This window comes from Magnetospirillum sp. WYHS-4 (genome assembly GCA_039908345.1).
Classification (GTDB): Bacteria; Pseudomonadota; Alphaproteobacteria; order Rhodospirillales; family GLO-3; genus JAMOBD01.
Genome location: JAMOBD010000073.1, coordinates 1 through 20,169, shown reverse-complemented (window position 1 = coordinate 20,169; position 20,169 = coordinate 1). Strand labels below are relative to the sequence as shown.

General features: G+C 67.3%; 15 protein-coding genes and 1 pseudogene. 5 read left to right on the top strand and 11 right to left on the bottom strand.

What is annotated here, in order from left to right:
- Both H7841_16030 and H7841_16025 read left to right on the top strand, forming a co-directional pair.
- The coding region (locus H7841_16030) for a BPSL0067 family protein (GenBank protein ID MEO5338377.1) at positions 1–640 on the top strand (640 nt) is incomplete at its 5' end.
- Between the two features lie 245 nt (positions 641–885).
- On the top strand, positions 886–1,503 hold the full coding sequence (locus H7841_16025) for a hypothetical protein (protein ID MEO5338376.1): 618 nt from the start codon (positions 886–888) through the stop codon (positions 1,501–1,503).
- 2 nt (positions 1,504–1,505) lie between these two features.
- Here H7841_16025 and H7841_16020 read toward each other — a convergent pair whose 3' ends face one another.
- Positions 1,506–2,891, bottom strand: coding sequence for an N-acetylmuramoyl-L-alanine amidase (locus H7841_16020; protein ID MEO5338375.1), 1,386 nt, complete (start codon positions 2,889–2,891; stop codon positions 1,506–1,508).
- A 488-nt stretch (positions 2,892–3,379) separates the two neighbouring features.
- On the opposite strand from H7841_16020, the pseudogene H7841_16015 reads away from it, so the two are divergent.
- Positions 3,380–4,978: pseudogene (locus H7841_16015) on the top strand (ribonuclease E/G).
- Positions 4,979–5,787: 809 nt separating this feature from the next.
- On the top strand, positions 5,788–6,054 hold the full coding sequence (locus H7841_16010; protein MEO5338374.1) for a hypothetical protein: 267 nt from the start codon (positions 5,788–5,790) through the stop codon (positions 6,052–6,054).
- A gap of 95 nt (positions 6,055–6,149) precedes the next feature.
- Here the strand turns inward: H7841_16010 and gyrB are convergent, their stop codons facing one another.
- The 3 genes from gyrB to dnaN form a co-directional block, all read right to left on the bottom strand.
- Entirely contained in the window at positions 6,150–8,585 is a 2,436-nt protein-coding gene (gyrB, locus tag H7841_16005; protein MEO5338373.1) for a DNA topoisomerase (ATP-hydrolyzing) subunit B, read from the bottom strand.
- A 7-nt stretch (positions 8,586–8,592) separates the two neighbouring features.
- Entirely contained in the window at positions 8,593–9,699 is a 1,107-nt protein-coding gene (recF, locus tag H7841_16000; protein ID MEO5338372.1) for a DNA replication/repair protein RecF, read from the bottom strand.
- Between the two features lie 89 nt (positions 9,700–9,788).
- Positions 9,789–10,904 carry a DNA polymerase III subunit beta gene (dnaN, locus tag H7841_15995; GenBank protein MEO5338371.1) on the bottom strand — a complete coding sequence of 372 codons (1,116 nt, stop codon included), beginning with the start codon at positions 10,902–10,904 and terminating at the stop codon, positions 9,789–9,791.
- A gap of 336 nt (positions 10,905–11,240) precedes the next feature.
- Between dnaN and H7841_15990 the strand changes: the two genes are divergently transcribed.
- Complete coding sequence (locus H7841_15990; GenBank protein MEO5338370.1) at positions 11,241–11,609, top strand: response regulator; 369 nt, start codon at positions 11,241–11,243, stop codon at positions 11,607–11,609.
- 3 nt (positions 11,610–11,612) lie between these two features.
- Here the strand turns inward: H7841_15990 and H7841_15985 are convergent, their stop codons facing one another.
- The 7 genes from H7841_15985 to H7841_15955 all read right to left on the bottom strand — a co-directional run.
- Positions 11,613–12,617, bottom strand: a complete 1,005-nt coding sequence (locus tag H7841_15985) for a zinc transporter ZntB (GenBank protein ID MEO5338369.1) — start codon at positions 12,615–12,617, stop codon at positions 11,613–11,615.
- The gene (locus H7841_15980; protein ID MEO5338368.1) at positions 12,607–13,929 is read right to left on the bottom strand and encodes an insulinase family protein; all 1,323 of its coding nucleotides are present in this window, start codon (positions 13,927–13,929) and stop codon (positions 12,607–12,609) included. Before H7841_15980 ends, H7841_15985 begins: the two co-directional genes overlap by 11 nt.
- A gap of 134 nt (positions 13,930–14,063) precedes the next feature.
- Complete coding sequence (locus H7841_15975; GenBank protein ID MEO5338367.1) at positions 14,064–15,413, bottom strand: insulinase family protein; 1,350 nt, start codon at positions 15,411–15,413, stop codon at positions 14,064–14,066.
- A 1-nt stretch (position 15,414) separates the two neighbouring features.
- The gene (locus H7841_15970; GenBank protein ID MEO5338366.1) at positions 15,415–15,975 is read right to left on the bottom strand and encodes a DUF3035 domain-containing protein; all 561 of its coding nucleotides are present in this window, start codon (positions 15,973–15,975) and stop codon (positions 15,415–15,417) included.
- Positions 15,972–16,511, bottom strand: a complete 540-nt coding sequence (gene lspA / locus H7841_15965) for a signal peptidase II (protein MEO5338365.1) — start codon at positions 16,509–16,511, stop codon at positions 15,972–15,974. The genes H7841_15970 and lspA overlap by 4 nt, the downstream gene beginning before the upstream one ends.
- Positions 16,486–19,293: an isoleucine--tRNA ligase gene (ileS, locus tag H7841_15960; protein MEO5338364.1), complete on the bottom strand. Its 2,808-nt coding sequence runs from the start codon at positions 19,291–19,293 to the stop codon at positions 16,486–16,488. The genes lspA and ileS overlap by 26 nt, the downstream gene beginning before the upstream one ends.
- 10 nt (positions 19,294–19,303) lie before the next feature.
- On the bottom strand, positions 19,304–20,169 hold an 866-nt coding region (locus tag H7841_15955), incomplete at its 5' end, for a bifunctional riboflavin kinase/FAD synthetase (protein MEO5338363.1).

Genomic DNA, 20,169 nt, shown 5'->3' with positions numbered 1-20,169 from the left:
CAACGACAGAGAAAATGTTCCACTACATTTTTCGCCAGGTCCGGATTTCAGGCCAAAAAACCCAATATTTTCAATAGGGGCCTCTCCCAAAACGCCCCTCCACTGTTCAAGTTGGGTCACCGAACCGCCCACCACCGAACCCCCCACCGCCGGCTCTCCCGACGCTCCGGCGCCCTCCTCCGACCGGCCCCACGTCCGGGCCGACATCGACGTCTTCCGGAAAGACATCGAAGGCAGGACCGCGCCGGGTCCGCAAAGCGATCGCGAATGCGTCGCCCTGGTCAAGAAGGCCATTCCGGAGATCGGCAATACCGCCGAATGGCGGGCCGGCACCAGCATCAAGGGTCCCGGCGATCCGCCCCTCGAAAAAGGCACCGCCATCGCCACCTTCGGCAAGGATGGCACCTACGGCACCGCGCAAGGGAAACACGCCGCGCTCTATCTTCGCGACGAAGAGAGGAACGGCGAAAAGGGTATTGTCGTACTCGATCAATGGGCGGAACGAAATGCCGATCCGGCAACCGGGCAGAGAAGGCGATTGCCTAAATCGGCGAGCGAGCGCTTCATTCCTTATGCCGGTCATGGCGGGATCAACGATGCGTTCAGCTATTCGGTCATTCGCAGGGGAGGCACCAGATGAAGAAGGGGCTTGTAGTCTTGGTGGCCTTGTTCGCGACCGTGACGGGATTTCCCGTCCAGGCCGTCCCCCAGTCGCCCCAAGATAGCTCTCGCGAGGTCGCCATCGCCTGTCCGCTGACTTGGCCGGGCAAGGATGGTCAAGGCGCAAAGCTTCGACGAACGCATGTCCTTTGGGGCTATTCGATCATTATGGCTCCCGCTCCGGAAGACCCTCAATTTTGGGGCCAGGGACCAGGTGAAATCCAGATGGATTGCATCTATGACGGGGAATATCACTTGACCCTAGAGGTTCCGGGCCATCCGGCAAGGTGCCACGTCATCGATGCCGACGACGGCGATCCGGACCGCTGGCCGTATATTTGCCTGACCCGTCCCGGCCCGGATGGTCATCTGGGTCCGGTCAGGCAGATTCTGGCGGAGCGGCTGGACCTGGGGACGGAGATCCAGGGCTTCGGGCTGCGCTGGACGGCGGAAAGGGTTCTGGCGGCGGCACGGGCCGGCGGCTACGGCGTCGAGACGACAACCGGCGCCGACGGCCGGATCGCGCGGGTGCGGGCATCCGGGAAGGACGGCCGGGTGGACGTCCTGTTCTCGGCCGCGACCGGCCTGTCCCGCGAAGTGGTCTGGCCCGGTCCCAGGGAACCGAAGAAGGCCCGCCTGGACTTCACCAAGGCCCTGGCGCTCCGTTTCGGCCTCAGCTACGAGCTTTCCGGCCTTCTTCACCGCGACGCATCGACCGACCGCCGGAAAAGCCCCGTCGCCCCCGTGGTCCTGGACCTGGTCCAGCGGTCCGGGCCGGGTCCGGGGGATTGGCACCACACCGTCCATTTGATCGACCTCGACGCCCCGGAAGCGACGAAATAGCGTCACATGCGGTTGGCTTCTTCCACCTGGGTGAAATAGCGCTGGACGGCGCGGGCGATGGCGGTGGCGATCCGGTCGCGATGTTCCTTGCCGCGCAGCGCCTTTTCCTCCTGCTTGTGGGACAGGAAGCCCAGTTCCACCAGCACCGAGGGGATATCGGGCGCCTTGAGGACGGCGAAGCCGGCGAAGCGATGGGCGTTGGGCAGGGTGGTCACGTCGCGTTGCAACTCGCCCACCAGGCGCCCCGCCAAGTGGGCCGACTGGTTCATGGTCTCGCGCTGGGTGAGGTCGATGAGGATGTTGGCGACCTCGGGCGGTTCGTCGTCCAGGTTGATGCCGGGGATCAGGTCGGCCTTGTTTTCCTTCTCGGCCAGCATGGCGGCTTCCTTGTCGGAGGCCTTTTCCGACAGCGTATAGACCGACAGCCCGCGGATGCCGTTGGCGGCGATGGCGTCGGCATGGAGCGAGATGAACAGCTCGGCCCCCGCCTTCCGCGCGATTTCCACCCGCTTGCGCAGGCGGATGAAGACGTCGCGCTCGCGCGTCAGCACCACCTGGAAGCGGCCGGTCCTTTCCAGGGCCGTCTTGAGTTCGCGGGCCATGCTGAGGGTGATGTGCTTCTCGTAGATGCCCGATACGCCGACCGTGCCGGGGTCGGCGCCGCCGTGCCCGGCATCGATGGCGATGACGTGCTTGGCCGGCGCCCGGCCCTTGGATTCCGGCTTGGCGGGAGCGCGCGGAACGGCCGCCTCCTGGCGGAGATTCCCGGCCGCCGGCTTGCGGGCCCCGGTGGCCACCGGAATGGCCTCGGGCTTGTCGTCCTGGACCTCGCGGGTCGGCGCCGGCGCCTTCCTTTCCGCCTTGGCCGTCCTGTCCGTCTCGCCGGGACGGGTGGTGGCCACCACCTTCTTCTCCGGCTGCTTGAGGCCGCGGACGAAGGCCTCGTGGCTGGTCGTCCCCAGATCGACCACCAGGCGGTATCCGCTGTCGCCGTCCGGCTCGAGCATGGCGGCGCGATTCACCGTCGTAGGTCCCTTGGTGTCCAGCACCAACCGGGTCACACCCTGCTGGAAGCGGCCGTAACGCAACTGATGCAGCAGACCGGCATCCTGCGGCAAGGGCCGCGGCGGCAGGCGCCAGCCGACCTCGGGCATGTCGATCACCACCCGGTAGGGCGCCGCCAGAGTGAAGACACTGAAGGCGATCGGCTGGGTGATGTCGAGGACGACGCGGGTGGAAGCCGCGTGGTCGGCGACGCGGAGGTCGGTCACCACCGCCGTGCCCGCATGGACGGACCCGCCGGCCAGAAGGCCGGACAGCAAACCTAGCGCCGCCGCCATACGGCGGGCCAGAAGGTCGAAGCGGAACGCCATTCGGGAAAGGGTCACGTGCCAGTCCTTGACTCGCGAAGATTCTTTTAGCCTTTCCCGCCGCCTGCCGCAATGGCTACCGAAAGGCCTTGCGGAAGGCGACGATCTTGCCTGAATCCGAACAAGTCGATTGTCGAACGGAAATCCTACCGTTATGTTAACGGCGGCAGTGGCCCGCCCACCGCCGGGGAAGCGATTCTTTCTAATTTTTCCTCCGGCGATTGGACGATGCGGCCGCTCCAGACGTCGGCGCCTTCCGGAATCCGGGGAAAAGGTCGCTTCGGCGCCTGATTCGAAATCTTGAGGTTTTTTCATGCCGGCATGGGCAGAGAGCGTCGATCTGGGGATGAGGCCGAACGGGGCCTCACCATCCGCGCCCCCACGGGGACGGACCGAATCGGCCAGCGCCTCTGCCGGCTTTTCCTGCAACGGTATCGTCTTCGTCCGGCGTCGCGGCGCCGTTTCTCTGGCGCGAGTCCGGGCGAGGCATTGGAGTAACGTGGTTCATGGCAACCAAAAGAATGCTTATCGATGCCACCCACCCGGAGGAGACCCGGGTCGTGGTGCTGAGCGGCAACCGCCTGGAAGATCTGGACATCGAGGCTGCGCATCGCAAACAGCTGAAGGGCAACATCTACCTCGCCAAGGTCACCCGGGTTGAACCGTCGCTGCAGGCGGCCTTCATCGAATATGGGGGCAACCGGCACGGGTTCCTGGCCTTCAACGAAATCCATCCGGATTACTACCAGATCCCGGTCGCCGACCGTCAGGCGCTGATGGCCGAGCAAGAGGCCGAGGACAAGGCCGCCGCCGAGCGCGAGGGCGAACGCACCCCCGGAGCCGGCGGCGACGGTCAGGAAGTGGAGTTCTTCGGCGGCGGCGACGACGAGGACATGATGTCCCACCGCATGCCGGCCGCCTACCGGCGCTACAAGATCCAGGAAGTGATCAAGCGGCGCCAGATCCTCCTCGTCCAAGTGGTCAAGGAGGAACGCGGGAACAAGGGCGCCGCGCTTACCACCTACATCTCATTGGCCGGCCGCTATTGCGTGCTGATGCCCAACACGGCGCGGGGCGGCGGCATCTCGCGCAAGATCGCCAGCGGTACCGACCGCAAGCGCTTGAAGAAAATTCTCGCCGACCTGGATATCCCGGACGGCATGGCGGTCATCGTGCGAACCGCGGGCGCCCAGCGCACCAAGGCCGAGATCAAGCGCGACTACGAGTATCTGTCGCGGCTCTGGGATACCATCCGCGAGACGACCCTGCAGTCGTCGGCACCGGCCCTGATCTATGAAGAAGGCGACCTGATCAAGCGCTCGATCCGCGATCTCTACGGCAACGACATCGACGAGATCATCATCGAGGGCGAGGACGGCTACCGCAGCGCCAAGGACCTGATGAAGGTGCTGATCCCCAGCCACGCCAAGAAGGTCCAGCCCTATCGCGATCCCGCGATTCCGCTGTTCCACCGCTACCAAGTGGAAAGCCAGTTGGACGCCATGCATTCGCCCGTGGTGCAACTCAAGTCGGGCGGCTACATCGTCATCAATCCGACCGAGGCGCTGGTTGCCATCGACGTCAACTCTGGCCGTGCCACCCGCGAGCGCAACATCGAGGAAACGGCGGTCAAAACCAACGTCGAAGCCGCGACCGAAATCGCCCGTCAGTTGCGCCTGCGCGACCTGGCCGGCCTGATCGTCATCGACTTCATCGATATGGAGGTATCGCGCAACCAGAGCCAGGTCGAGCGCCGCCTCAAAGACGCCCTGAAGAGCGATCGCGCCCGCATCCAGGTGGGACGCATCAGCGCTTTCGGATTGCTCGAGATGTCTCGCCAGCGCCTGCGGCCGAGCCTGCAGGAGACTTCCTTCCTGCCCTGTACCCATTGCGGCGGCACGGGTCAGCGGCGGTCGACGGAATCGGCCGCCCTGGTGGTGCTGCGCGCCATCGAGGAGGAAGGCATCCGCCACCGTTCCAGCGCCATCACCGTCCACTTGGCGACCGAGGTGGCTCTCTACCTGCTCAACCAGAAGCGTGCCGCCCTGGCCGAGATCGAGGCTCGCTACGGCTTCACCGTGACCTTGGCCCAGGACGACACTCTGGTTCCGCCGGCCCATCGCGTCGACCGGGTGCGGGGCGAAGGCGTTCCGGCCGGAGAAATGCCGGCCGAACGTCCAGAAGTGTCGCGGCCGACCGAAGACGAGGAGCCCGCCGTCGAGCCGGTCGGCGAACGCGAAGTCACCGAAGAGCCTGCCGAAGGGGGCGAGAATGGCGAGGGTGGAGTCCGCCGCCGTCGCCGCCGCCGTCGCCGGCGGCGCGGGGAAGGCCGCGGCGAGGAAAGGGGTGAAGGGCGGAGCGAGACACGGGCCACCCCTCCCGTCGAAGGCCACGACGAGGACATCGACGACGACATGCCGATGCTCACCCCCGCCAACGCCCTGCCCGGCGAGTGGAATCCCCAGGAATCCCTGGAAGATGACGAGAGTGGAATCCCCAGGAATCCCTGGAAGATGACGACGAGGACATGGGGGAAGTTCGGACCGACGACGGTGGCGAGGAGCAGAACCGCGACGAGAACGGTCGCCGCCGTCGGCGCCGCGGCCGTCGGGGCGGACGCCGCCGCGGCCGGGGAGGACCGGAAGATATGCCGGCCGCCGAGGCCGGTGGCGAACCCGGACTGCTGCCGGCTCCCGAGGCGCCGCCGCTTCTGGAAAGTCCCGAACAGCCGATCCTGCTGGAACAGCCGGAAGGCGAGCGCAAGGCCGAGGAACGCCGTCGCGGCCGCCGTCCCCGCCGTCCCCGCAAGGGCGAGGAAGCCGTTCCCGTCGAGGCAGATACGGAAACCCCCGAGGTCATCTACGCCGGGTCTCCGCAGCCGGAAGTCATCTATGCCGGCCCGCCCGAACCCGAGGTGATCTACGCCGGTCCGCCTCCGGCCGAGGACGAGGTGCCGGCCGAGAAGCCCAAGCGCATCCGCCGTCCGCGCCGCAAGGCCGGGGAAGAAGCGCCGGCTGCGGTCGAAGAGGCGGTTGCGGTCGCTCCCGAGCCGGAGAAACCGGCACCCACCCCCGAGCCGGAGCCGGCGATGGTCGATCCGGCGGCGGCGAGGACCCAGGTGATCGACGTCGACGCACCGCCCCCCGACGCACCGCGACGCTCCGGCTGGTGGAAGCGCTGAGTCGGGACGGACCGAGGAATGGGAAGGGCGGCCTCGGCCGCCCTTTTCCTTGTCCCTCGCCGGGCGCCGCCTCCGGCGGCTTGGCCGCGGCCGCTTCACACGTCCAAATTCGCCACCTTCAACGCATTCTCCTGGATGAAGTCGCGGCGGGGTTCGACCAAGTCGCCCATCAGGGTGGAGAAGACCTCTTCCGCGTCGTCGGTGTGGTGGACCTTGACCTGCAGCAGGGTGCGGGCGTTGGGGTCCAGGGTGGTTTCCCAGAGCTGGCCGGGGTTCATCTCGCCCAGTCCCTTGTAGCGCTGGAAGGCGATGCCCTTGCGGCCCAGTTCAATGGCCGTGTCGACCAGGGATACCGGACCGGTGATGACGTACTCCTTCTCCTTGGCCAGCAGCTTGCCGTGGCGGCCGTAGAGCTTTTGTAGCGGTCCGGCCCGTTCGTCCAGGCGTCGGGCCTCGGCGCTGCGGATCAGGTTGTGGTCGATGGCATGGCGCTCGCCGACGCCCCGGAGCGTCCGGGTGAAGGCGAGGCCGCCATCGTCCAGCACCGTGCCGTGCCAGCCCCGGTCGGTGGCCGTTTCCAGCGCGTCCAGCCGCTTGGCGACGAATTCCGCGGTCTCGGCTGCCAACGCGGCGTCGGACAGCAGCTTGGGATTGAGCACTCCCAGGATGGCCGCCTGCTCGACGATGGCCAGCGGCACGTGGCGCGACAAGTGGGACAACTGGGTCTTCACCTGGCGGGCTTCCTCGACCAGGACGCGCAGGTCGGCCCCGGCCACTTGGGTGCCGTCGTGGGCGGTGAAGACCGTTCCCTCGCCGATGGCGGTGTCGAACAGGTAGGCTTCGAGAGCCCGGTCGTCCTTCAGGTAGACCTCGGAATTGCCGCGCTTGGCGCGATAAAGCGGCGGCTGGGCGATGTAGAGGTAGCCCCGCTCGATCAGGTCCGGCATCTGCCGATAGAAGAAAGTCAGCAGGAGAGTGCGGATGTGGGAACCGTCCACGTCGGCGTCGGTCATGATGATGATCTTGTGGTAGCGGCACTTGTTGGCGTCGAAATCGTCGCGCCCGATGCCGGTGCCGAGGGCGGCGATCAGGGTGCCGATCTCGGCAGATGACAGCATCTTGTCGAAGCGCGCCCTTTCCACGTTCAGGATCTTGCCGCGCAAGGGCAGAATGGCCTGATTGGCGCGGTCGCGCCCCTGCTTGGCCGAGCCGCCGGCCGAATCGCCCTCGACGATGAAGAGTTCGGACAGCGCCGGGTCGCGTTCCTGGCAGTCCGCCAGCTTGCCGGGCAGCGAGGCCATGTCGAGCGCCCCCTTGCGCCGGGTCAGTTCGCGCGCCTTGCGGGCCGCTTCGCGGGCCGCCGCCGCCTCGACGATCTTGCCGATCACCTTGCGCGCTTCGGCGGGATGCTCGCCGAACCAGCGTTCCAGGCATTCGCCGATGACGTTCTCGACCACCGGCCGTACTTCGCTGCTGACCAGCTTGTCCTTGGTCTGCGAGGAGAACTTGGGGTCGGGCACCTTGACCGACAGTACGCAGGTCAACCCTTCGCGGGCGTCGTCGCCCGACATGGCGACCTTGGCCTTCTTGGCGATGCCGCTTTCGTTGGCGTAGGCGTTGACCGTGCGGGTCAACGCGCCGCGAAAGCCTGCCAGGTGGGTGCCGCCGTCACGTTGCGGGATGTTGTTGGTGAAGCAGAGCATGTTCTCGTGGTAGCTGTCGTTCCACTGCATGGCCATTTCGACGGTCATGCCGTCCCGTTCGGCCCGCGCCACCACCTTCGGGCTGTGCAGGGAGGTCTTGGACCGGTCCAGATAGGTGACGAAGGCTTCCAGACCACCCTCGTAGTGCAGTTCGACGACCTTCCTTTCCACATGGCGGGCGTCGGTCAGCTTCAGGCGCACGCCCGAATTCAGGAAAGCCAGCTCGCGCAGGCGATGCTCCAGGGTGGCGTAGTCGAACTCGGTCATCGTGAAGATGGTCTTGGAGGGCAGGAAGGTAACCTCCGTGCCGGTCAGCGGCTTGCCACCCGCCAGCGGCGCCTCGCCCACCATCTTGAGCGGGGCTTCCGCGTCGCCGAGGCGGAAGCGCATGGCGTATTCCTTGCCGTCGCGCCAGATGCGCAGGTCGAGGAATTCGGAAAGCGCGTTGACCACCGACACGCCCACCCCGTGCAGCCCGCCCGATACCTTATAGGAATTCTGGTCGAACTTCCCGCCGGCATGGAGCTGGGTCATGATGACCTCGGCTGCCGACACACCTTCTTCCCTGTGCATGTCGACCGGAATACCGCGGCCGTTGTCCCGCACCGTACAGGAACCATCGCCGTTCAACACCACCTCGACCAGGTCGCAATGGCCACCCAGGGCCTCGTCGATGGCGTTGTCCACCACCTCGTAGACCATATGGTGAAGGCCCGAGCCGTCGTCGGTGTCGCCGATGTACATGCCGGGGCGCTTGCGCACCGCGTCCAAGCCCTTGAGGACCTTGATGGACTCCGCGTCGTAGGTCTGTTCCTTGATATCGGTCATGGGGCTCCTAATGCGCCGCGGTCACGGCGGCATCCTCGACGGTGAAGAATTGGGCTCGCGCCCCCAAGGGGGCGAAAAGGGCGGCGTCTGTGCCGGTCATCCAGGCCTGGGCCTTGAGGTCCAGAAGTTCGTCGAACAGGGCTTGGCGGCGCACCGAATCCAGGTGGGCCGCCACCTCGTCCAGCAGCAAGATGGGCAGGCTGCCCCGTTCCGCGGCTTGCAGGCGGGCGTTGGCGAGCACCAGGGCGAGCAGCAGGCCCTTCTGCTCGCCGGTGGAACAGAGACCGGCCGCCTGGTCCTTGCCCAAATGGCGGACCGCCAGATCGCTCCGATGGGGGCCGATGCCGGTGGCGCCATCCTGCCCGTCTTGGGATCGGCGGGCGGCGAGGGCCGACCGGAGACGGTCCTCGGCCTCCAGGGCCGGCATGGCGGCCAACCAGCCTTCGACCGTACCCTCGACCGCCAGAGCGGCGCGTGGGAAGGGGCCGGGGGCCTGGCGAGCGCAGAAGGCTCCCAGCCGGTCGGCCATGTCGAGGCGCGCGGCGGCCACCGCCACGCCCTTGCCCGCCATGGTGTCTTCCAGGGCCGACAACCAGGCTCCATCGCCCTGGCCGTCGCGCAGCAGGCGCAGCCGTTCGCGCATGGCATGTTCGTAGCCTGCCACCCGTCCGGCATGGGCCGGGTCGGCACTGAAGACCAGTCGGTCGAGAAAGCGACGCCGTGCCTGCGGACCTTCCAGGAACAGGCGGTCCATCTGCGGGGTGAGCCAATGGACCGACAGGTATTCGGCCAGGGTCGACTGGTTGCGAACGGTCTCGCCGTTGATGCGCACCGTGCGCTTGTCGCCCGTCTGTCCGGTCCCGACTTCCAGCGGTCCGTCGGACGTGGCGAGGCTGGCCGCCACCGCCCATTCCGGCCCCCCGCCCTGGCGGGCCACCTCGGACAAGGGCGCGCCGCGCAGGCCACGTCCCGGCACCAGGTAGGAGATGGCCTCCAGCAGATTGGTCTTGCCCGCCCCGTTGGCCCCGGCGACCACGACCGGCCGCGAGTCGGTCTCCAGGCGCAGGTGGCGATAGCCCCGGAAATCCGTGAGGGTCAGACGCGACAGGGACACACATCCCCCGCCCTCCACCGCAAAAGCGGGGAGGCCGGTATCGGGTCGGATCGGAACCATACCGGCTAGGCCGTTCAGGGGCGTCGTCCTCACACTCGCATGGGCATCAGCACGTAGAGCGCGCTGGGGTCGTCGGTTTCGCGCATGATGGTGGGCGCGGCGGCGTCCGCCATGACGAAGCGTACCGACTCGCCTTCGACCTGCTGGGCGATATCCAGCAGGTAGCGGGAATTGAAGCCGATCTCGAGCGGGGTGCCCTGGTAGGCAACCTCGATCTCCTCGGTCGCGGTGCCGTTTTCCGGGCTGGAGGCCGACAGGGTGAGGGTGTCCCTTTCGATGGATAGCTTCACCGCCCGCGACTTCTCGCTGGAAATGGCGGAAACGCGGTCGACGGCCTCGGTGAACAGACGACGGTCGACTTCCCATTCCTTGTCGTTGCCGGTCGGAATGACCCGCTCGTAGTCGGGGAAGGTCCCGTCGATCAGCTTGGATGTCATCTGGATGTCGTCGAAGGCGAAGCGGATCTTGGTCTCCGAAAGGGAGACGGCGATCTCGGCCACGGTTTCCTCGATCAGCTTGCGCAGTTCGTTGACCGTCTTGCGCGGCACGATGACGCCCGGCATGCCGGTGGCGCCCTCGGGCAGCGGCGCCTCGACGCTGGCCAGGCGATGGCCGTCGGTGGCCACGGCGCGCAGCACATCGACCCCGGCCCGCTGCGAGGCATGCAGGAAGATGCCGTTCAGGTAGTACCGGGTTTCCTCGGTCGAGATGGCGAAGCGGGTGCGGTCGATCAGGCCGCGCAGTTCGCCCGCCGGCAGGAAGAAGGTATGGGGCAGATCGCCGCCGGCCATCACCGGGAAGTCCTCGGTGGGCAGACAGGATAGCGTGAAGCGCGAGCGGCCGGACCGCAGGGTGAGCTGGCCATCGCCACCGCTTTCCAGGCCCACCTGGGCGCCCTCGGGCAGCTTGCGGACGATTTCGTAGAGCGTGTGAGCGGGCGCCGTAGTGGCTCCGCCCGCCCCCACGTCGGCATCGACCGATTCGACGATGTCGACATCCATGTCGGTGGCGTTCAGCGACAGCCGTCCGTCACGGGCTTCCAGCTTGACGTTGGACAGGATGGGGATGGTGTTGCGCCGTTCGACGACGCTTTGCACGTGCCCCAGCGACTTCAACAGCGCCGCCTTTTCGATGGTCAGTTTCATGGCGTCTCCCGTATCTCCCTCTTCCCAGGGCGCGGCGGGCGCCCCGGCCCTAACGGGCAGCAGTCTGCGGGGTTGCGGAAAAGGCTCCGCGAAATGGCGGGGGCATTATAACAAAGCCCCCGCCAATCCGAAGCGATTTTAGCGAGCGGGAAAGTCCGGAACCGTGGAAATCGGCGCATGAGCGCTTCACCCCCTTGAAAGGATGTCGCGTCGGCCTTCCCGCCTTGATTATCCCAGGCCCGCGCCCGACATGGATGGCAGGCCGTCGGTTATGGCCTGTTCCGCCAGCCTTTCTTCGTGTAATGAACGCGACGCCGAAAGAGGGGGGATCAGCACATGGCACGCATCCTGGTCATCGACGACGATCCGCGCATCCGGCTGCTGATCCGCCGCATCCTGGAAGGGGACGGCCATGCCGTGGAGGAAGCGGGCAACGGATCGGCCGGCGTCGACAAGCAATGCGTGACCCCCTTCGATCTCGTCATCACCGACATCGTCATGCCCGACCAGGAAGGAGTGGAGACCATCCGCGTTCTGAAGCGGCGGTTCCCCGCCCTGCCCATCGTCGCCATGTCGGGCGGCGGCGGCGGCAGCCTGGACTACTTGGAGATGGCCCGCAAGATGGGGGCGAGCGCCGTGCTCGCCAAGCCCTTCACCAACCTCGACGTCACCGGGACCGTCAGCGGACTGTTGGTCGCGACCTGAGGGTCATAGCCACTTCATCCAGCGCAGCACCAGCCACTGAAGCGGCAGCATGGTCAGGATCAGGCCCACCAGGACCAGGAAGGCCCAGGGCCAATCGTGGCCGGGAATGCCGGCCAAGTTGGCGCCCAGCATGCCCGCGACCAGGCTGGGCGGCAGCAGCATGGCGGCCACCAGGGTGAAGCGGTTGGATATCTTGGCGATCTCCTCGGAAATGCGCGAGGTGAGGTCTTCGTGCAGGATGGTGGTGCGGTCGCGGATCGAGTCCAGGCTTTCGATATGGCGCACGACCCGGTCGTAGACCTCGCGGAGCAGGATCTTGTCTCCCTTGCGCAGCCAGGCCGCGTCGTCGGTTTGCAGCCGGTAGAGAGCCTCGCGCTGGGGGCCCAGGTAGCGGCGCAGGTGGATCGCTTGGCGCCTTGTCCGCGACAGGGCCGGGCGCCAGTCGGCGGTGGCCGAATCCAGGGTGGTATCTTCCAGTAGATCGACCTCGTCCTCCAGGTCTTCGACCATGGGTTCCACGTGGTCGATGACCTTGGCGGTGATCTGGACGAACAGGTGCCCGGCACCCCTTGGGCCGCGTCCCCGCACCAGATGGCGCCGGATGTCGCGCAGCGCCGTGAGGGAATGCTCGCGGTCGCGCAGGGAAATCAGCCGCGTGCCCTCGGCCCAGATATGGATCGGCACCAGTTCGGTCTCGCGGCTGCCGTCCAGAAAGTTGACGCCGCGCATGACCACCAGCAGCGAATCCCCCACGTCCTGGACGCGCGGCCGCGATTCGTCGGCCAGCAGGGCCAGCGCCTCGGCACGCTCGATGCCGCTTTCGTCCAGCACCCAGTCCTGGGCCTCGGCTGTGTTGCGTTCCAGATGCACCCAAAGATAGCCGTCCGCCGGCTTCCAGGCCCGGATACCGTCCCAGTCCAGGTCGCGGCAGCCGCCCTTGCCGTCCAGGAGGGCGGCGAACCGCAGGCCCGGCTGGGTGCCGAACAGCAGTTCCGGCTCAGCGGCCATGGGACGCCCCCGCAGCCAGGCCTTCCGGTCGCCCGACCACGACGAAGGCCAGGCCATCCGGATCGAGCAGGCGCCCAGCCAGACCGTTGACCTGTTCCAGGGTCACGGCTTCGATGTAGGCGTTGCGCCGTTCCAGGTAGTCGATTCCCAGTCCGTCCACCTGGATGGACGCCAGGGTGGCCGCGATGCGGTCGCTGGAACTGAAGCGCAGGGGAAAGGACCCGGTCAGGTAGGTCTTGGCGTCCTGCAGTTCCGGCGCGCCGACTCCCCGGACGGCCAGACGCCGCCATTCCTCCCGCACCACGGCGACCGTCTCGGCGGCGCGGGCGTTCGCGGTGCCGGCGCTGCCGGCCAGCAGGGCGGAAGCGTCGCGGGGTTCCAGGTGGCTGCTCACAGAATAGGCCAGGCCGCGCTTCTCGCGGACCTCCTCGAACAGCCGCGAACTGAAAGTGCCGCCGCCCAGGATATGGTTGAGCACGAAGGCGGCGTAGAAATTCGGGTCCTTGCGCTTCAATCCCGCCTGGGCGAAGGCGATGGTGCTTTGCGGGACCGCCAGGTCGACGACCTCGACCCGTCCCTTGGCGGGTTCGATGTCGGGCAGGGCCCAGGAGGCCGCCTTGGCGGGCAGACCTCCGAAGGTTTCGTCCAGCAGGCGCCCCAGGTCGGCGGGCGCGATATCGCCGGCCACGCCGACGAACAGGTTGTCCCGCGCCAGGCGCCGGGCGACGAAGGTTCTGAGGTCCTCGGTGCGCACCGCCCCCAGGCCCGCGAGGGTTCCCTTGGCCGGCCGGCCGTAGGGATGGCCGGGAAAGAGCGCCGCCTGCAGCCGGTTGTCGGCCAGGGCGCCGGGGCTGGTCGATTCCTGCTTGAGCATGGCCGCCAACTGCCCGCGGATGCGTTCCACAGGCTCGGCGTCGAAGCGCGGCGCGGTCAGGGCGAGGCGCAGCAGCCGGAAGGCTTCCTCGCGGTTTTCGGACAGGGTCTTGACCTGCCCGGAGAAGGTGTCGCGGCCGGCATCGAAATGCAACGAGATTGCCAGATCGTCCAGGCGCCCCTGGAAGCCCTGGGAATCCAGTTCGCCCGCCCCTTCGTCCAGCAGTCCGGCCACCATGCGGGCCAGTCCGTCCTTGCCCGCCGGATCAAGGGCGGAACCACCCCGGAAAATCAGGTTGAGGGAGATCACCGGATTGGCGGAATCGCGGATCAGCCAAGCCTCGATACCACCCGGCGAGACCACCCGCTCGACCGGCAGGGCCGCCTGGGCGCAGGCCGCCCAGAAGGCGACGAAAAGGGAAAGAACCCACAGTCTCATGCCAAACGCCCAATGAATTGGCCGGTTGGTATCTTTATCCTTGGCCCTCGCCGGGCGCTCGCTCCGCTCGCTTGGCCGCGGCCTCAATGGCCGCTCGATGCCGGCCAACGAGTCAGGTCCAGTGTTGGCCGGCATCACGGCTTCGCCCCTTCTTCCTTCGGCGCCATCAGCAGGGAGGTGACCGAAGCCTTCTGCCCCAGAACGGCGCGGGCGGCGGCGTTGACCTGTTCGAGCGTGACGGCGCGCAGGCGATCCGGCCAGTCCTCCACCGTCGCCACGGAAAAGCCGCGGGCCAGGGCGGCGCCCAAGCTGTGGGCGCCGGCCGTCAGGCTGTCCCGGGCATAGGTTCCGTCGGCCAGCAGCTTGCTCTTGGCACGCGTCACCTCGGCCTCGGCAAGCCCCTCCTTGAGGACCTGGGCGAGTTCAGCCTCGACGGCGGTTTCCACGGCTTCCAGGGACAGGCCGGCGGCGGGGGAGGCATGCAGGGTGAACTCGGCAGGGCCTATCGCCTCGGCGGAATAGCTTGTCCCCGCGTTGACCGCGATGGCCCTTTCCACCACCAGCTTGCGGTAGAGCCGGCTGGTGGACCCGCCGCCCAGGGCTTCGGCCAAGATGTCGAGCGCGGGCGCCAGGGCGGTATCGCCCCAGGCCAAGCCGGGGGCCAGGAACATGCGGGCCCAGGACGGCTGGCGGACCCGGGCGTCGGCGTGCAGGACTCGTCGGGCGACCAGCGGCGGCGGTTCGGCAGGATGACGGCGTGGCGGCGTATCGGCGACCGGCAGGACGCCGTAGTATTTTTCCGCCAACGGCTTCAGCTTTGCCGCCGTGATGTCGCCGGCCACCACCAGCACGGCGTTGTTGGGCGCGTACCAGCGGCGGTAGAAGGCCATGATATCGTCGACCGTCAAGCCCTCGATCTCGTGCATCCAGCCGATCACCGGCCGGCCGTAGGGATGGTTCAGATAGAGCGCGGCTTCCGCCTGTTCGCGCAGCACGGCCCCCGGATTGTTTTCGACGCGCAGGCGACGTTCCTCGAGGATCACCTGGCGTTCGGGCTCGATGATTTCCGGAGTCAGGGTCAGGTTGACCATGCGGTCGGCTTCCAGGGCCATCACGGTTTCCAGCCGGTCGACCGCGATGGTCTGGTAGAATCCCGTGTAGTCGTGCGAGGTGAAGGCGTTCTCCTGGCCGCCCAGGCGGGCCACGGTGGCCGAGAACTCGCCGTTGGGATGGGCGGCGGTTCCCTTGAACATCAGGTGTTCGAGGAAATGGGCGATGCCCGACTTGCCGGGCGGCTCGTCCGCACCGCCCACCCTGTACCAAACCATGTGGGTGACCACGGGAACGCGGGGATTGGCGATCGCCACCACCTGCATGCCGTTGGCCAGGGTGAAGGTCTCGGGGTTGAAGACGGCCGCCGCCGCCTGGCCGTTCCACACGGCGGCCAGCAGGGCGGCCCCGAAAAGGAGGAGCCCGCGCGCCATCCTACTTGAAAAGGCCTTCCAGCAGGCCCTTCTGCTTGCGCTCGATGCTGGCGGAATCTCCCTCGTTGACCGGCTTGCCGAGCGCCTGGTTTTCCTGAATACGCTTGTTTTCCTTGGTGGGATCGACGGTCTTGGCCTTTTCGGGGCTCTTGTCCCAGAACATGATCTTTTCGGTGAAGGCCTTGTCCTCCTCGGCCAGGATGGAGGTCTCGCGGTTGATGGTCTCGCGGATGCCGGCCTCGGCGTCGTTGACGCCGGTACGCTTCATCAGGGCCTGCAGGCCCGGCGAGGCGCCCTGCACCGCGACGCGGGACGAGCTGTTGCCCGTGAGCGCGCTACGGGCATCCCGGCGCGGATCGACGTTCTGGGTCGGCGCGGCGCCGGGCTCGGGCGGCCGGAGGGTGGAATCGGGCGGCACGCTGAGCGGCGCCCGCCGGTAGACGGCGAACTCGTCCGGGGCATGCTTGGTCATGCCCAACGTATCCTTGACACCTTCGCACCCACCCAGAAGGCCGATGGCCAGGCCGGCGGCGGCGATGCCGAATAGTCCGTTCCTCATCATGCGGAGTCCTTGCTGTCCGCCCCCTCTGGCGGAAGTTTAGGCTTTTCCGGGCCGGCGAACAAGGAGTCTAGCACCAAGGCCGCGGCCCCCACCGTGATGGCGGAATCCGCCAGGTTGAAGGCCGGCCAGTGATAGCCGAAGGCGTGGAAGTCCAGGAAATCGGCGACCGCGCCCCAGTGCAGGCGGTCGATCACGTTGCCCAGGGCCCCGCCGATCACCAGGCCGAGCGCCAGCGGCACCCAGCGGCCTTCAGCCTTTCGCAACCAAGCTACCAGGGCGGCGCAGATGACCAGGGCGACGGCGGTCAGCACCCAGGCGTTCCAGGGCGAGCCGGTATTGAACATGCCGAAGCTGACGCCCCGGTTCCAGGTCATCACCAGGTTGAAGAAGGGCGTCACCTCGATGACCCGGGACGGCTGCATGACGGCGCCGACCATCACCAGCTTGGTGATCTGGTCCAGCACCATGACCACGGCCGCCGGGACCAGGCCCCGGACCAGGCGGGCCCGGTCAGCCGGCGTGACGGCGAACGGCATCGGCGCACCGGGGGCAGAGGGTCGGATGGTCGGCTTCGGCGCCTACCTGGGGCAGGACTTTCCAGCAGCGCTCGCACTTGCTTCCCTGGGCCAGGCCGGGGACCACCTTGACCCCCGGCACGTCGGGCAGGGCGAAGGCGCCGTCGGGCGCCTCGCCGTCGGCGAAGCGGGCGTCGGAGGTGATGAACAGTTCCGCCACCTCTTCCGCCTTGAAGCCCTGGAAGGCCTCGCGGTAGCGGGCATCGGCGAAGACCGTGGGCGCGGCCTGCAGGCTGGAGCCGATGCGCTTGGCGGCCCGTTCGATCTCCAGGGCGCCGGTGACCGTCCGGCGCAGGTCGCGCAGGATGGACCACTTGGCGGCCAGGGCGTCGTCGCGCCATGCGGCCGGGATGGCCGGGAACTGGCGCAGGTGCACGCTCCGTTCATCCGGATGGCGCAGCAGCCAGGCCTCCTCGGCGGTGAAGCAGATGAAGGGGGCCAGCCAGGCGGTCAGACTCTCGAACAGGATGTCCAGCGCCGTGCGGGCCGCCCGGCGACGCGGACTGTCCAAGGCGTCGCAATAGAGACTGTCCTTGCGGACGTCGAAATAGAAGGCCGACAGGTCGACGGCGCAGAAATTATGCAGCTCGGTGAACAGCAGATGGAACTGGTAGTCCTCGCAGGCCTTGCGCAGCGCCCGGTCCATCTCGGCCACCCGGTGCAGCACCCAGCGTTCCAGTTCCGGCATCTCGGCATGGGGAAGGCGTTCTGCTTCCGTGAAGCCGTCCAGGTTGCCCAGCAGGTAGCGCAGCGTGTTGCGCAGGCGCCGATAGACATCGGCTTGTTGCTTGACGATCTCGGGGCCGATGCGCAGATCCTCGGAATAGTCGGACCCCACCACCCAGAGCCGGAGGATGTCGGCGCCGTTCTGTCCCACCACATCCTGGGGCGAGACCACGTTGCCCAACGACTTGGACATCTTCTGGCCGTCCTCGGCCATGACGAAGCCGTGGGTCAGCACCGCCTCGTAGGGTGCGCGACCTCGGGTGCCGCAGGATTCCAGCAGCGAGGAATGGAACCAGCCGCGATGCTGGTCCGACCCTTCCAGGTAGAGCGACGCCGGCCAGGCCAGGTCGGGGCGCTTTTCCAGCACGAAGGCATGGGTCGCCCCGGAATCGAACCAGACGTCCAGGATGTCGGTGACCTGGGTATAGTCGGCGGGGTCGTGCTCGGGCGCCAGGAAGCGGGCCGGATCGGACGAGAACCAGGCATCCGCCCCTTCCGCTTCCACGGCGGCGGCGATGCGGTCCAGCACTTGGCGGTCGCGCAAGGGCTCGCCGGTGCCCTTGTGCAGGAAGACGGCGATCGGCACGCCCCAGGCGCGCTGGCGCGACACGCACCAGTCGGGCCGGGTCTCGATCATGCCGCGCAGGCGGTTCCTGCCCGAAGCGGGGAAGAAGGCGGTGTTGTCGATGGCCGCCAAGGCCTTGGCGCGCAGGCCGTTCCTCTCCATGCCGATGAACCACTGCGGCGTGTTGCGGAAGATCAGCGGCGCCTTGGAGCGCCAGGAATGGGGATAGCTGTGCGACAGCTTTCCCTGGGCCATCAGGGCGCCCGCTTCCTTCAGCCTTTCCACCACCGCCTTGTTGGCGGGGAACCAAGCCTTGCCCTTCTTGTCCAGGTCCATGACCTTGACGCCGGCGAACAGGCCCACGTCCGGCAGGAACAGGCCGTCGGGCCCCACGGTGTCGGGCACCGCGACGCCGTGTTCCATGCCCAGTTCCCAGTCGTCCTGGCCGTGGCCGGGGGCGATGTGGACGAAGCCGGTGCCGGTTTCCACCTCGACGAAGCCGGCGGGCAGGGCGCGCACCGGAAAGCCGTAATAGGGATCGGCGGCATGGAAGGGGTGGCGGCAGACGACGCCGTCGAGGGCCCGGCCCTTGCCTTCCCAGAACACCTCGATTTCCTCGATTCCGGCTTCCCTGGCGAAGGCGGGATAACAGGCCACGGCGACGATCAGGCGGTCGCCCGGCTTGGCCGCGGCGGTCTCGGACACCTTCTTGATGGCGAAGCCCAGGTAGTCGATGTCGGCCCCGTAGGCCACCGCCCGGTTGCCGGGAATGGTCCAGGGCGTGGTGGTCCAGATGACGATGTTGGCGCCCTGGAATTCCGCCGGCCCTTCGGCGACGGGGAAGCGCACGTGGATGGTGGTCGAGGTATGGTCGTGGTACTCGACCTCGGCCTCGGCCAGGGCGGTCTTTTCGACGATCGACCACAGCACCGGCTTGGCGCCTTTGTAGAGCGAGCCGTCGAGAAGGAACTCACCCAGTTCGCGCACGATCTGAGCTTCGGCCGCGAAGGTCATGGTCGTATAGGGATCGTCCCAGTCGCCGACCACGCCCAGGCGCTGGAATTCCGCCTTCTGGACGTCGATCCACCGGGCGGCGAAATTGTCCTGGCCGGCGGCGCGGTACTTTTCCTCGATCTTCCATTCGATGGGCAGGCCGTGGCAGTCCCAGCCGGGCACGTAGTTGGCGTCCCGGCCCAGCATCTGCCTGGACCGCACGATCACGTCCTTGAGGATCTTGTTCAGCGCGTGACCGATGTGCAGGTGGCCGTTGGCATAGGGCGGGCCGTCGTGCAGGACGAACTTCTCGCGCCCCTTGGCGTCCTCGCGCAACAGGCGGTACAGCCCCATCTCTTCCCAGCGGGCCAGCAGCCGCGGTTCCAGTTGGGCCAAGCCCGCCTTCATCGGAAAGTCGGTGCGGGGCAGGAATACGGTGGTCTTGTAGTCCAGGCTCATGATCGATCCCTCAGGGCCGGGCGAGCAGCTTTCGCGCCTGCCGACAGTCGGCGGCGATTTGTGCCTTCAAATCCGCGATCCCGTCAAACTTCTTTTCCGGGCGGATGTGGTCGATCAAGGCGACGCGCAGGTGACGGCCGTAAAGATCGCCCGAAAAGTCGAACAGGTGGGCTTCCAGGACGATGTCATGGCCGCCGAAGGTGGGCCGGATGCCCAGGTTGGCGACGCCGTTCAGCCATTGGGTTTCCTCGCCCCGGTCGATGCCGGCGCGAATGGCGTAGACGCCGGCGGCGGGGCGGATGTAGTCGTCCAGGTGCAGGTTGGCGGTAGGGAAGCCGATGCCGCGGCCCCGCGCGTCGCCGTGCTCGATGCGGCCTTCGATCTCGAAGGCGCGGCCCAGCACGTGGGCGGCGCCCTTGGGATCGGCGTTCCACAGGCAGTCGCGCACCCGGGTGGAGGAAAAGACCTTGCCCTCGCCGTCCTTGACCGCGCCGACGCAGGTGAAGCCGAAACCGTGCATCTCGCCCCGGTGCAGCAGCATCTCGCAATCGCCCCGCCGGCCGTGCCCGAAGACGAAGTCGTAGCCGGAAACCACGTGGCTGGCGCCCAGGCCCTTGACCAGGATGTTCTCGATGAAGGCGTCGGCGGGCAGGCGGGCGAAGTCGGGATCGAAATGCAGCACCACCAGGGCATCGACGCCCAGGGCTTCGATCTGGCGGGCCTTGATGCGGAAGGGTGTCAGGCGGAAGGACGGGGCGTCGGGCCGGAAGACCGAGGCCGGGTGCGGCTCGAAGGTGAGCACGGCCCAGGGCTTGCCGGCATCGCGCGCCGCGCGGCCGGCTTCGCCGATCACCGCCTGATGGCCGCGATGGACTC